Annotated in this window: 14 protein-coding genes; all 14 read left to right on the top strand. The window is 41.8% G+C overall.

What is annotated here, in order from left to right:
• Positions 1 to 13: 13 nt before the first annotated feature.
• Genes fliZ through ACSBQP_RS04740 form a run of 14 tightly spaced genes read left to right on the top strand, consistent with a single transcriptional unit; the run spans position 14 to position 13,100 of the window.
• Entirely contained in the window at positions 14 to 673 is a 660-nt protein-coding gene (fliZ, locus tag ACSBQP_RS04805; RefSeq protein WP_065460341.1) for a flagella biosynthesis regulatory protein FliZ, read from the top strand.
• Complete coding sequence (fliP, locus tag ACSBQP_RS04800) at positions 666 to 1,331, top strand: flagellar type III secretion system pore protein FliP (protein ID WP_007499580.1); 666 nt, start codon at positions 666 to 668, stop codon at positions 1,329 to 1,331. The genes fliZ and fliP overlap by 8 nt, the downstream gene beginning before the upstream one ends.
• Before the next feature lie 16 nt (positions 1,332 to 1,347).
• Entirely contained in the window at positions 1,348 to 1,617 is a 270-nt protein-coding gene (gene fliQ, locus ACSBQP_RS04795) for a flagellar biosynthesis protein FliQ (RefSeq protein WP_003211206.1), read from the top strand.
• A 6-nt stretch (positions 1,618 to 1,623) separates the two neighbouring features.
• Positions 1,624 to 2,403 carry a flagellar biosynthetic protein FliR gene (gene fliR, locus ACSBQP_RS04790; RefSeq protein WP_007499578.1) on the top strand — a complete coding sequence of 260 codons (780 nt, stop codon included), beginning with the start codon at positions 1,624 to 1,626 and terminating at the stop codon, positions 2,401 to 2,403.
• Positions 2,400 to 3,488 carry a flagellar biosynthesis protein FlhB gene (flhB, locus tag ACSBQP_RS04785; protein WP_007499576.1) on the top strand — a complete coding sequence of 363 codons (1,089 nt, stop codon included), beginning with the start codon at positions 2,400 to 2,402 and terminating at the stop codon, positions 3,486 to 3,488. Before fliR ends, flhB begins: the two co-directional genes overlap by 4 nt.
• 29 nt (positions 3,489 to 3,517) lie before the next feature.
• On the top strand, positions 3,518 to 5,551 hold the full coding sequence (gene flhA / locus ACSBQP_RS04780; protein ID WP_007499573.1) for a flagellar biosynthesis protein FlhA: 2,034 nt from the start codon (positions 3,518 to 3,520) through the stop codon (positions 5,549 to 5,551).
• Positions 5,551 to 6,669 carry a flagellar biosynthesis protein FlhF gene (gene flhF, locus ACSBQP_RS04775; RefSeq protein ID WP_017359083.1) on the top strand — a complete coding sequence of 373 codons (1,119 nt, stop codon included), beginning with the start codon at positions 5,551 to 5,553 and terminating at the stop codon, positions 6,667 to 6,669. Before flhA ends, flhF begins: the two co-directional genes overlap by 1 nt.
• Positions 6,666 to 7,571 carry a MinD/ParA family protein gene (locus ACSBQP_RS04770; protein ID WP_017359082.1) on the top strand — a complete coding sequence of 302 codons (906 nt, stop codon included), beginning with the start codon at positions 6,666 to 6,668 and terminating at the stop codon, positions 7,569 to 7,571. The genes flhF and ACSBQP_RS04770 overlap by 4 nt, the downstream gene beginning before the upstream one ends.
• Entirely contained in the window at positions 7,568 to 8,650 is a 1,083-nt protein-coding gene (locus ACSBQP_RS04765; RefSeq protein WP_017359081.1) for a protein-glutamate methylesterase/protein-glutamine glutaminase, read from the top strand. Before ACSBQP_RS04770 ends, ACSBQP_RS04765 begins: the two co-directional genes overlap by 4 nt.
• Positions 8,651 to 8,655: 5 nt before the next feature.
• Entirely contained in the window at positions 8,656 to 10,683 is a 2,028-nt protein-coding gene (locus ACSBQP_RS04760) for a chemotaxis protein CheA (protein WP_017359080.1), read from the top strand.
• 24 nt (positions 10,684 to 10,707) lie between these two features.
• Positions 10,708 to 11,169 carry a chemotaxis protein CheW gene (locus tag ACSBQP_RS04755; protein WP_008344771.1) on the top strand — a complete coding sequence of 154 codons (462 nt, stop codon included), beginning with the start codon at positions 10,708 to 10,710 and terminating at the stop codon, positions 11,167 to 11,169.
• A gap of 12 nt (positions 11,170 to 11,181) precedes the next feature.
• Positions 11,182 to 11,808, top strand: coding sequence for a chemotaxis protein CheC (locus ACSBQP_RS04750; protein ID WP_017367253.1), 627 nt, complete (start codon positions 11,182 to 11,184; stop codon positions 11,806 to 11,808).
• A complete protein-coding gene (locus ACSBQP_RS04745) occupies positions 11,808 to 12,308 on the top strand; it encodes a chemotaxis protein CheD (RefSeq protein WP_236810450.1) in 501 nt (166 codons plus the stop codon). The genes ACSBQP_RS04750 and ACSBQP_RS04745 overlap by 1 nt, the downstream gene beginning before the upstream one ends.
• 24 nt (positions 12,309 to 12,332) lie before the next feature.
• Entirely contained in the window at positions 12,333 to 13,100 is a 768-nt protein-coding gene (locus tag ACSBQP_RS04740) for a FliA/WhiG family RNA polymerase sigma factor (protein ID WP_007499565.1), read from the top strand.
• The last annotated feature ends 11 nt before the right edge of the window (positions 13,101 to 13,111 follow it).

The following is a 13,111-nucleotide window of genomic DNA, read 5'->3' as shown; positions in this document are numbered from 1 at the left end:
GGTGTAAGACTTGTTGAAAAAACGTTTGATATGTATAGCAATGATCAGTTTTATGCTTTTCTTGACAGCGCAGCCCGCCTCACTGTTTGCTGAAACAAAAGATCCTGAAAATGGCACAGTGAATGACTGGCTCAAAGATGAGAAAGAAAGCAAAAAGGATACAGAAAAGAAAACCACTGACAATCAAACGAATCCGGCAGAAGAAGTTCCCTCTTCTTCTGTCTCCATTATGGATTTTGTCAAAATGATTGGTGCCTTACTTTTTGTCATCCTGCTCATTTACGGATTGGTGAGATTTGTTGGAAAGCAAAACCGCTTACTCAAGCCATTTCGCTATGTTGAAAATATTGGCGGAACGACGGTTGGTCAAAATCGTTCAGTTCAGCTGATCAAAGTGGGCAAACGAGTGTTAGTTGTTGGTGTAGCAGACTCAATCCATCTGCTAAAAGAAATCGATGATGAACAAGAATGCGAAGCGATTGTGAAACAATACGAAGAAGCGATGGAAAGTAAGACTGACTTACCGAAAATGATGCAAAAATTGACATCGCAAGTGAAGAAACACGATCAGCCGACCACTTCTTCTTTTTCAGCCAATTTAAAGGCGCAGCTAGCCGAATTGAAAAAGACCCAATCAGAAGTCAGAAAGAAAGGCCCGAAACAAAATGAATGAGTTTATCGATTTATTTAATTCCAGTGGCGCAGGGAATATTAGCACATCTGTCCGTCTTCTTTTATTGTTAACTGTATTTTCAGTTGCACCAGGCATTCTGATTTTAATGACCTGTTTTACACGGATTGTGATTGTTCTTTCGTTCGTTAGAACATCACTTGCAACCAACTCAATGCCGCCAAACCAAGTGCTTGTAGGACTTGCTTTGTTTCTCACATTTTTTATTATGGCACCCACGTTCTCAGAGATTAATAAAGAGGCACTCACGCCGCTGTTAAATGATGATATTACGTTAAATCAGGCCTATGAAAAAGCCGAAGTGCCAATTAAAGAGTTTATGAGTAAACATACGAGACAGAAAGATTTGGCTTTATTTCTTAGTTACGCAAAAATGGATACCCCTGAATCGATTAAAGATATTCCCTTAACGGCGATGGTACCAGCATTTGCAATTTCAGAATTAAAGACGGCATTTCAAATTGGTTTTATGATTTTTATTCCATTTTTAATTATTGACATGGTGGTCGCAAGTGTCCTGATGTCGATGGGGATGATGATGCTTCCGCCAGTTATGATATCGCTCCCTTTCAAAATATTGTTATTTGTATTAGTTGATGGATGGTATTTGATTGTTAAATCTTTGCTGCAAAGCTTTTAGAGTAGGTGCTTAAAACATGAGTTCAGAATTTGTCATTACGATGGCTGAAAGATCAGTGTATGTTGTATTACTTGTCAGCGGGCCGCTTCTAGCGCTCGCACTAATCGTGGGACTAATTGTCAGTGTGTTTCAGGCGACAACCCAAATCCAAGAACAGACGCTTGCGTTCATTCCAAAAATTGTTGCAGTGCTCATTGGACTTGTTGTGTTTGGTCCGTGGATGCTTTCAACAATTGTGTCATTTACTACAGAGCTGTTCTCGAATTTAGATCGATTTGCAGGTTAATCAGAGATGTCAATCATAGAATTATTTCCTGCCTTTCTTCTCGTTTTCATTCGGATCACCGCTTTTTTTGTGACAGTGCCGCTATTAGCGCATCGAACGATACCAGCAGTTCACAGAGTTGGTTTTTCACTGTTTTTGGCTGTCATTAGTTTTAGCACCATTAAAGAACCGCCAGCACTCGATATCGACGGTCTTTACATGATGCTTGCCGTGAAAGAAGCAATGGTCGGACTTCTTCTTGGACTGATTGCATATATCATGGTGTCCGCTGTTCAAATTGCCGGCTCATTCATCGATTTTCAAATGGGTTTTGCGATCGCCAATATTATTGATCCACAAACAGGGGCGCAAACGCCACTGATGGGGCAGTTTTTTTATACGGTGACCTTGCTGCTGATGCTGGCAACAAATGCACATCATTTGCTGCTTGATGGAATCTATTACAGTTTTCAATATATTCAAGTTGATCAGTATGCGCTGAACTTCGGTAGTGAATCCTTTGCTTACTTTATTGCAAAGAGCTTCAACCAAATGTTCATCATAGCCTTTCAAATCTCAGCACCTGTTGTGGCTAGTTTGTTTTTAGTCGATTTGGCATTAGGAATTGTGGCACGTACAGTTCCGCAAATGAACGTATTTGTCGTTGGACTTCCCATTAAAATGGGCGTGAGTTTTATTATGATCATCATTTGTATGGGTGTCATCTTCGGGGTCGTCCAAAATACATTTGAAACGATTGTGCTCACCATGAGGAATTTCTTAGCATTGGTCGGTGGTTCGTCATGACGACAAGACTTAGACTCGACTTGCAATTTTTCGCAGGTGAAAAAACAGAAAAAGCAACACCGAAAAAAAGACGTGATTCACGTAAAAAAGGGCAGGTTGCCAAAAGTACCGACGTCAATACAGCCATCTCATTTCTACTAATCTTTTTATCATTCTTTTTTATTGGGCCTTTTATGAAAGAGCGTATTATTGCGCTCATTGAACGTTTTTATTCAACAACGATGCTAATGAAGGTTAGCACATCTAATATTCACCAGTTATTCTTGGAATTGCTTCAAGAGACAGGTCTCCTCCTCATGCCAATTCTTGGTGTTGGGATGCTGGCAGGGATCATCAGTAACTATTTACAAGTTGGATTTCTCTTTTCAACTGAAGTGATCAAGCCCAAATTAGAAAAGCTTGATCCAATCAAAGGGTTTAAACGAATATACAGTATTCGAGCACTCGTTGAGCTATTAAAATCCATTTTAAAAATTGGTTTTGTTGGTTTTGCGACATTTATCGCTCTATGGATGCACTTTGACGAAATTTTGCGGCTCCCTCTACTCACTGCAGAGGAAACCCTTCATTTCGTGGCGAATATGACCTTGATTATGGGGCTATATGCAGCAGGTGCTCTTCTGATTTTAGCCGGGCTTGACTACATGTATCAGAAATTTGATTATGAAAAAAACTTACGGATGTCTAAACAAGACATCAAAGATGAGTATAAAAAATCAGAGGGTGACCCGCTCATAAAATCAAAAATTAAACAGCGGCAAAGGGAAATGGCCATGAGACGGATGATGCAGGAAGTCCCAAAAGCGGACGTCATCATTACAAACCCGACCCACTACGCAATTGCCTTGAAATATGACGAAGAAAAGATGGACGCGCCGTTTGTTGTGGCAAAGGGAACAGATATTTTGGCTTTGAAAATTAGAACAATTGCGAAAGAACACGATGTCATGACTGTAGAGAACCGGCCGCTCGCCCGTGCCCTCTACGATCAAGTGGATATCAACCAAGCGGTGCCGGAAGAATATTTTAAGGCGATCGCAGAAATTTTGGCTTACGTATATAAAACGAAACAAAAGATTTTATGAATTTTTGGTTTTAAAAGGAGAGAACAGGCATGTCAGCAAGAGATTTATCTGTTTTATTCAGTGTTATTTTAATCGTGGCGATGCTGGTCATACCGTTTCCGCCCGTCCTATTAAGTATTTTAATTATTATTAATATTTCTCTTGCGCTTATCGTGCTTCTCACCACAATGAACATGCAAGAACCACTGCAATTTTCCATTTTTCCATCGTTACTTTTGCTCTTAACACTGTTTCGTTTAGGGCTTAACATCTCTACAACCCGTTCTATTTTATCAACTGGAGATGCTGGTAAGGTTGTAGAAACGTTTGGATCATTTGTTGTTGGGGGCAATATACTCGTTGGTCTGGTTGTCTTCCTTATCCTGATCATCATTCAGTTTGTTGTCATCACCAAAGGGGCAGAGCGTGTATCAGAGGTTGCGGCCAGATTTACACTCGACGCGATGCCAGGTAAACAGATGAGTATTGACGCAGATTTGAATGCAGGAATGCTGACAGAAAGTGAAGCTAGAAACCGCCGTGAAAAAGTAGCCAGAGAAGCAGACTTTTATGGTGCGATGGATGGTGCAAGTAAGTTCGTTAAAGGGGATGCCATCGCAGGTATTATCATCGTCATTATCAATATTATTTTTGGCATCATTATTGGGATGATTCAGCAAGGAATGTCAATTCAAGAATCAGCTTCCCACTTTACTCTTTTAACAGTGGGGGACGGAATTGTGTCGCAAATCCCTGCACTTCTTATTTCAACAGCGACAGGGATTGTAGTCACGAGAGCGGCTTCTAACGGAAACCTTGGTTCAGACATTACGGGTCAGCTCTTTGCCTTCCCTGCCATGCTTTACGTCACAGCAGGCACGATCTTCCTGCTTGGATTGTTTACGCCAATTGGCGTACTTTTGACAGGGCCGATTGCAGGTTTACTTGCACTCGGTGCGTACATGATGTCGAAAAACAAACAGGATCAAGAAGAGATTGAAGAAGTACTGGAAGAACAGGCAGAGGTAGAAGAGATGAAAAGTCCAGAAAGCGTCATTCATCTCCTGCAAATGGATGCCATTGAATTTGAATTTGGCTACGGGTTGATCCCGCTTGCAGATGCCAATCAAGGCGGAGACCTGCTAGACCGAATTGTCATGATCAGAAGGCAGCTTGCTCTTGAACTAGGTCTTGTCATTCCAGTTGTCCGTATTCGAGACAACATTGCGCTGAACCCGAATGAATACAGGCTCAAAATAAAAGGGAACGAAGTGGCAAAAGGAGAGCTGCTGCTCGATCATTACTTAGCGATGTCTCCAACGCCTGATGATGATCCGATTGAAGGAATTGAAACAATCGAACCATCCTTTGGTCTGCCGGCAAAATGGATATCAGAAGCAGAAAAAGATCAGGCTGAAATGCTTGGCTATACAGTGGTCGATCCAGCATCTGTTGTGTCTACCCACATCACAGAGAAGATTAGACAAAACACCCATGAACTGCTTGGACGCCAAGAAACGAAGCAATTAATCGATCATCTGAAAGAAAGTTATCCAGTTCTAGTAGATGAGGTAACACCGAATCCACTAGCGGTCGGGGATATCCAAAAAGTACTTGCAAAGCTTCTGAAAGAAAAGGTCTCCATTCGAAACCTTGTGACCATTTTTGAGACACTTGCAGACTACGGAAAATTAACGACTGATACTGACTTGCTAACAGAGTATGTTAGACAGGCACTTGCAAGACAGATTACTGCACAGTATGCAAGAGAAAATGAATCACTGAAAGTCGTGACATGCTCAGGCCGAGTCGAAAAGGTGATTGCAGACAGCGTGCAGCAAACAGAGCATGGGAACTACTTATCGTTAGATCCAGAATCCTCTGAAAGTGTGATTCAATCAGTGGCGAGAGAAATTGAACAGCTTTCGCTTCGTCAGGAAACGCCGGTTCTATTATGCTCACCTCCTATAAGAATGTACGTCAAACAGTTGTTAGAAAGATATTTCCCAGATTTACCGGTACTATCTTATAACGAACTAGAAGCAAATGTGGAAGTACAGAGCATCGGAGTGGTGGATATCTAATGAAAATGAAAAAAATCACAGCGAATTCTATGCAGGAGGCAACGATTCAAATCAGGCAGCAGCTTGGGAAAGATGCCGTCATATTAAATTCGAAAACCGTTGTCAAACGAAAGCTGTTCGGTTTAAAGAAACAGCAAATGGTCGAAGTGATTGCAGTGCTGGATCAAGATTTTGAAGAAAGAGCTGGTAAAGGATTACAACCAGCAGCTGCGCCTATCCCGGTGTTACCGAAAAAGGAGCAGACTCAACACCTTACACAAGAGCTGCCGGCTGCTGCTCAAGCAGTCAAAGCAGCGCCTTCTCATTCTCAGCCTATAGAATATGCAAGAAACGAACGCCATGCCGGGATTTTGCCGGATTCTCTCATGAAAATGGATCAAAAGCTAAAGGATCAAGGTCTTGATGATGAGATTCGAGATGAGTGCTTAAAGGGTCTTTTAACAAAAGGTGCTGTGAAAGAAGAGCAGATTGAAAAAGAGCTTGAAAAACTACTCACAGGGATGCTGCCGGCTCACACTTCTGATGAGCCGATGATTCGTTCGAAATACATTGTGCTGTTTGGTTCAACTGGTGCTGGTAAAACGACAACGATTGCAAAGCTTGCTGCGAAAACGGCTATTCAGCAGCAAAAGAAAATTGCTTTTATCACAACAGATACGTACCGGATTGCCGCGATTGAACAACTAAAAACATATGCTGAACTGCTGAATGCACCTCTTGAAGTTTGTTATTCAAGAGAGGACTTTGTGAAAGCACAGCAGACCTTTAAAGACTATGATCATATTTTCATCGATACAGCAGGCCGTAACTTTAAAGAAGAGGCGTACATCAAAGAGCTGACAGATATCATTCCATTTGATGAAAGCATTCAAAGTTTTCTCGTCATGAGTGCGACATCGAAATATCAAGATATGAAAGCCATGGTCAAACGTTTTGAACACGTTCCAATCGATCAATTTATTTTTACAAAAGTTGATGAAACAGACACGATGGGAACGATCTTTCAAATCATTGCAGAATCTCAAATCGGGCTCGGGTTTTTAACAAATGGCCAAAATGTGCCTGAGGATATTCTTGAGAGTTCCCCCCTTGATTTGACAAGGATGGTCTTACAATGATGAAGCCTGACCAAGCCGAAGGTTTAAGAAAGCTTGTTCAGCAGAACCAACTGATTGTACCGAACTCTCTTCGTGCGAATGGACAAGCGAAAACCATTGCTGTCATGAGCGGTAAAGGCGGAGTAGGTAAATCGAATTTGACGCTGAATATGGCACTGTCTATCGCAAGTACGGGCAAGCAAGTGCTCATCATCGACCTCGACTTTGGCATGGGGAATATTGATATTTTACTAGGGAAAACATCGACCAGCTCTATATTAGACGTGCTTGTTAGAAAAAAATCCTTCCAAGCGGCTATGACAAAAGGAACGGACAATCTGTATTACATTTCTGGCGGAAGCGGGCTTGAACAGCTGTTTTCTTTAGACAAAGATCAATGGTCGTTCTTTTTAGAAGAGATGGAGAAAATATTGAATGACTTTGATTGTATATTCTTTGATATGGGTGCAGGCTTGTCAAAAGATCAACTCCCATTTGTTTTATCGGCAGGAGAAGTGGTCGTTGTGACAACGCCAGAACCAACATCCATCATGGATGCCTACAGCGCAATTAAGCACTTAGCCATTCATCAGTTTGAACAGTCTGTTCAAATCATTGTCAACCGGTGTAAAACCCCTTCGGAAGGATCTGAAACGTACCGGAAATTAGCGGGAGTGGTGACGTCATTTCTACACCGAAAGCTTGTGTTTGCTGGTGCGGTACCTGATGATCCTGCTGTTCCTAAAGCAGTCACTGAACAAATACCATTTTATATGAAGCAGCCTCATTCAAGGCTAAGTAAAACCATTAAAATGCTGGCTGAAACACTTTATCATCAGCAGATAAGAGAGGCACAGAGAGAGCAGCATACGTTTATAGATAAGTTGTCCTCTTTTTTTAAAAGGAGGAAAGTGGACTCATGATTAGAGTGCTTGTAGTAGATGACTCGGCTTTTATGAGAAAACTCATCAGTGATTTCCTAAGTGCCGAGCAAGAAATTGAAGTCGTCGGAACGGCGAGAAATGGAGAAGATGCCTTAAAACGGATTAAGGAATTGAATCCAGATGTTGTCACACTTGATGTGGAAATGCCTGTTCTAAATGGAACAGAAGCATTAAAACAAATTCTGGCTGAACACGACCTTGCTGTGATTATGGTGTCAAGCCAGACGAAGCAAGGGAAGGAATTAACCATCCATTGCTTAGAACTCGGTGCTTTTGACTTTGTGACAAAGCCTTCAGGAAGTATTTCGCTCGATTTACACAAAGTAAGAGGTCAAATTGTAGAGCGGGTACTTGCGGCAGGCCTGTCTAGAAAACGTACTGAGAAACAAGTTTCTCCTAAGCCGTTCATGAAGCCGCCAAGTCCAATTCCAGCGGCCGCTCCTCGTCTGCAAGAAGTAAGAAGCGGCTCATCACTCCGAAAGATTATTTCAATCGGAACTTCTACGGGAGGGCCTAGGGCGCTTCAACGAGTCGTCACGAAGCTGCCAAAAGACATAGAGGCGCCGATTTTGATTGTGCAGCATATGCCGGCAGGATTTACGGCATCGCTGGCTACTAGATTAGATCATTTATCACAAATTACGATCAAAGAAGCTCAAGATGGAGACATCGCTAAAAATGGAGTGGCTTACATAGCTCCTGGTGGATTGAATATGTCACTTCATGAACAAGGGGCAGCTTTAGTGATCAGGCTGTCCACAGAAGACACTGACAGCCGTCACAAACCTTCTGTTAACTATTTATTTGAATCCATCAGCAACATAAAAGGTTACGAGAAAATCGCTGTCATTATGACAGGAATGGGTAGTGACGGCACAGAAGGTGTCAAAAAAATGGTCGCAAGTGGTCATACAAAAGTCATTGCAGAAAAAGAAGAATCATGTGTTGTTTTCGGAATGCCTAAATCAGTCATTAAAGCAGGCCTTGCACATGAAACAAGGCATGTGGATGACATCGCACATGCAATTATAAGCTCCATGAAAAAAGAGAGGGCGTGAACACGTTGGATGTAAACCAATACTTAGATATCTTTTTAGATGAAAGCAGAGAACACTTACAAACTTGTAATGAAAAACTTCTTGAATTAGAAAAGAACCCAACAGACTTGCAGCTAGTGAATGATATATTCAGAGCCGCTCATACACTGAAAGGCATGAGTGCAACGATGGGCTATGATGATATGGCTCAATTAACACATCATTTAGAAAACATGTTTGATGCCATCAGAAACGAACAAATGATTGTCACTCCTGAATCAATGGATACGATGTTTGAAGCACTCGATCACCTTGAAGCAATGGTTCAATCGATTGCAGAGGGCGGGGATGGAAAACGTGATGTCACGGAGATTAGTAAAAAACTAGATGTGACAGGAAGCCATGCAGAAACAGCATCTGCCGTTGAGACAGCTGAAGCATCATCAGCTGCAAGCGACCTAAATTATAACGAATTTGAGCGTACAGTTCTTGATGAAGCAAGAGAACAAGGCTTTAAATGTTATGAGCTGACCGTGACATTAAGCGACGCATGCTTATTAAAAGCCGTTCGTGTCTATATGATTTTTGAAAGACTGAACGAAGCAGGAGAAGTTGTCAAAACGGTTCCGAATGCAGAACTTTTAGAATCAGAAGATTTTGAATCTGAATTCAGCATTTCTTACTTATCGAAACAGCCGATGGAAGAAGTGAAAAAAATCGTGACAGCGATCTCAGAGGTTGAACAAGTGGAGATTTCTGAAGTCTCTGCCTTTGAAGAAGCGGCTCCGGCTGAAACAAAAGCAGCGAAACCTGAGCAGAAAAATGAAGAAGCCACAGTTCCTGCCACTAAAGCGCCAGCAAACGATGCGCCAAAAGCAAATGGCAATAACGGTGCAGCTGCCGGCGGAACGAAAACGATCCGTGTCAACATCGATCGTCTAGATTCACTTATGAACCTGTTTGAAGAGCTTGTCATTGATAGAGGACGTTTAGAACAGATTGCCAAAGAACTTGAAAACAACGAACTCACGGATACAGTGGAAAGAATGTCCCGTATTTCTGGCGACCTGCAATCGATCATCTTAAACATGAGAATGGTGCCTGTAGAAACGGTGTTTAACAGATTCCCACGTATGATTCGTCAATTGACGAAAGAGCTCAATAAGAAAATTGAACTGATCATTGAAGGTGCTGAGACAGAGCTTGATCGAACAGTGATCGATGAAATTGGCGATCCGCTCTTACACTTACTTAGAAACAGTCTCGATCACGGGATTGAATCACCAGAAGAACGTGTGAAAAAAGGCAAACCAGAAAAAGGAACTGTTCTTTTAAAAGCATATCATAGCGGAAACCATGTCTTCATTGAAGTCGAAGATGATGGCGGCGGAATTAACCGTAAAAAGGTCCTTGAAAAAGCATTAGAGCGCGGAGTTATTACAGAAAGAGAAGCGGAAACGCTTGAAGATCACCAAATTGATTCATTGATCTTTGCAGCAGGGTTCTCTACAGCTGATACGATTTCTGATATCTCGGGCCGAGGTGTAGGTCTTGACGTTGTGAAAAACAAGCTCGAATCATTAGGTGGTTCTGTGAGTATTAACTCAACAGAAGGTCAAGGCTCACTGTTCTCAATTCAGCTTCCACTCACATTATCGATCATTTCCGTACTTCTTGTGAAACTAGAGGAAGAAACATTTGCTATTCCGATTTCTTCTATTATAGAAACGGCTGTCATTAAGAAGAGTGACATCCTTCAAACGCATGATCGTGAAGTCATTGATTTCCGTGGATTTATCGTACCGGTTGTGTACTTGAAGAAACAGTTCAACGTACCAAATGCGAATGATTTAGAAGAAGAACTGCACATTATTGTTGTCCGTAAAGGAGACAAGCTAACAGCATTTGTGGTCGATTCGTTTATCGGTCAGCAAGAGGTTGTATTGAAATCACTTGGAGATTACCTACCAAACGTATTTGCGATATCAGGCGCAACAATCTTAGGTGACGGTCAGGTTGCACTCATCGTTGACTGTAATGCACTGATTAAGTAAAAAACAATAGAGGAGCGGTCTGAAATGAGTACAGATATCAAAACTGGCGAAAAGATGATTGTGTTTATCGTAAACAAAAAAGAATACGCCATTTCAGTATCAGAAGTAAAGTCCATTGAAAAATGGCAGCAGCCGACAAGAGTTCCTGGCGTTGCCCCTTATATATGCGGTGTCATTAATCTACGCGGTGTCGTGACACCTGTCATTGACCTTAGAGTGAGACTTGGATCAACTGACAACGAGATTACAGACGAAACAAGAATGATTATTGTACAAGTTGGTGACATTGAAGTCGGCTGGATTGTTGATGAAGCAAATGATGTCATTACTGTCCATCAGGAAGAGGTAGAATCTTCTACTGATTCAGCTGAAAAAGAAGGACTGTCATGGGTGACAGGAATTATTAAGCATGATCAGCGTCTATTCAATATCATTCATGCTGGTGCGGTCCTCGACAAGAGCGTGCAAGATGCACCTGTTCATTAAGGGGGATGTGAAATGAGCATTTTCAATGAAATTAAAGATGAACAGCTAGATATATTAAGTGAGGTTGGGAATATCGGAGCAGGCCATGCAGCGTCTGCTCTTGCCAGCCTATTGAATCGCAAAATTGATATGGCTGTTCCTTTTGTCAAAGTTCTCTCGTTTGAAGATTTAATGGATTTCTTTGGTGGAGCAGACCTTCCAGTTGCCAGTATCTTTTTGCGAATGGAGGGTGATCTTACCGGTTCAATCTTTTTCATTATGCCGTTTGAACAAGCTGAACAATTTGTAAGGGAGCTTGTTCAGGACCCAGCATTTGATATTGATACGATTCATGAACACATGCTAGGAACATCAGCGCTTCATGAGCTAGGAAATATTTTAGCAGGTTCTTATTTATCAGCACTTGCCGATTTAACAAAACTGCAGCTTCACCCAAGTGTTCCAGATGTCACGCTCGATATGTTCGGGGCTGTCATTAGTGAAGGGTTAATGCAGTTTAGTCCTCTCGGCGATCAGGCAATTGTGATTGATACATCGATTTTTGATGATCAAAATAAGCAAGAGCTGAAAGGAAATATGTTTCTATTACCAGACTTTGAATCGTTTGAAAAACTGTTCAAAGCATTAGGTAACCTATAATGAACGTGCAGATTCCGGCAGTTGTAAAGGTTGGTATAGCGGATGTTCAGCTTGTGAAAACACCGGACCGTATTCGGACATCCGGTCTTGGTTCTTGCGTAGGACTTGTCCTTTTTGACCAAGAAAAAAAACTGGCAGGACTTGTCCATGTCATGCTTCCAGACTCCTCTCTTTCAAAAGGAGCGGTAGAGAACTTGGCTAAGTATGCAGATACAGGTGTCAAGCATACAATTGATCTGCTCTTAAAAGAAGGAGCGCGCAAACATGCGCTAAAAGCGAAGCTTGCTGGCGGCGCAGAAATGTTTAAATTTAAGTCAACCAATGATCTGATGAGAATTGGACCTAGAAATGTATCAGCTGTGAAAGAACATCTGTCTCTTCATCATATCCCGATCATTAGTGAGGACACGGGCGGAAGCAATGGACGCACGATTGAATTCGATCCGCTTACAACAGAACTTGAGATCCGCACTGTGAAACAAGGCATTATGAAGATATAACTAAGGAAGTATAGGGGGAGAAAGATGCAATCCTTAAATTACGAAGATCAGGCGCTATGGGCTAGATGGAAAGAGTGGAAGGACCCAGCTGCTGGAGATGATCTTATGCGCCGCTATATGCCGCTCGTCACATATCATGTTGGAAGAATTTCCATCGGTCTCCCGAAGTCAGTGCACAAAGAAGACTTGATCAGTCTAGGGATGCTCGGTTTATATGATGCCCTTGAAAAATTTGACCCCGGAAGAGATCTGAAGTTTGATACATATGCATCCTTCAGAATTCGCGGGGCCATCATCGACGGTCTTCGTAAAGAGGACTGGCTGCCTCGTACATCAAGAGAAAAAACAAAAAAAGTAGAAGCGGCAATTGAAAAGCTTGAACAGCGATATTTGCGAAATGTGACACCAACAGAGGTTGCTGAAGAACTCGGCATGAGTGAACAAGATGTGGTCACAACGATGAATGAAGGGTTCTTTGCGAATTTGCTCTCGATTGATGAGAAGCTGCATGATCAAGAAGACGGAGAAAACGTTCAAGTCATGATTCGCGACGAAAAGACTGTGACACCTGAAGAAAAAATGCTGAAAGATGAATTAATTGAACAGCTTGCCGAAAAAATGACAGAGCTTTCGGAAAAAGAAAAACTCGTGATTAGTCTTTTCTATAAAGAGGAATTGACGTTAACGGAAATTGGTCAAGTGCTTAATTTATCGACCTCCCGCATTTCGCAAATTCATTCAAAGGCATTGTTCAAGCTTAAGCATCTGCTTGATAAAGCCATTCAATCTTAAAGAGTTAGTGA

Source organism: Bacillus sp. G402 (assembly GCF_051172515.1).
Classification (GTDB): domain Bacteria; phylum Bacillota; class Bacilli; order Bacillales; family Bacillaceae; genus Bacillus; species Bacillus altitudinis.
This window is presented reverse-complemented; position numbering and strand designations above follow the sequence as displayed.

Coding starts and splice junctions, on each gene's coding strand:
- ACSBQP_RS04750 (WP_017367253.1), top strand. CDS start 11,182: ATGAGCATTTTCAATGAAATTAAAGATGAACAGCTAGATATATTAAGT.
- ACSBQP_RS04765 (WP_017359081.1), top strand. CDS start 7,568: ATGATTAGAGTGCTTGTAGTAGATGACTCGGCTTTTATGAGAAAACTC.
- fliQ (WP_003211206.1), top strand. CDS start 1,348: ATGAGTTCAGAATTTGTCATTACGATGGCTGAAAGATCAGTGTATGTT.
- fliP (WP_007499580.1), top strand. CDS start 666: ATGAATGAGTTTATCGATTTATTTAATTCCAGTGGCGCAGGGAATATT.
- flhF (WP_017359083.1), top strand. CDS start 5,551: ATGAAAATGAAAAAAATCACAGCGAATTCTATGCAGGAGGCAACGATT.
- fliR (WP_007499578.1), top strand. CDS start 1,624: ATGTCAATCATAGAATTATTTCCTGCCTTTCTTCTCGTTTTCATTCGG.
- ACSBQP_RS04745 (WP_236810450.1), top strand. CDS start 11,808: ATGAACGTGCAGATTCCGGCAGTTGTAAAGGTTGGTATAGCGGATGTT.
- flhA (WP_007499573.1), top strand. CDS start 3,518: ATGTCAGCAAGAGATTTATCTGTTTTATTCAGTGTTATTTTAATCGTG.
- ACSBQP_RS04755 (WP_008344771.1), top strand. CDS start 10,708: ATGAGTACAGATATCAAAACTGGCGAAAAGATGATTGTGTTTATCGTA.
- ACSBQP_RS04740 (WP_007499565.1), top strand. CDS start 12,333: ATGCAATCCTTAAATTACGAAGATCAGGCGCTATGGGCTAGATGGAAA.
- flhB (WP_007499576.1), top strand. CDS start 2,400: ATGACGACAAGACTTAGACTCGACTTGCAATTTTTCGCAGGTGAAAAA.
- ACSBQP_RS04770 (WP_017359082.1), top strand. CDS start 6,666: ATGATGAAGCCTGACCAAGCCGAAGGTTTAAGAAAGCTTGTTCAGCAG.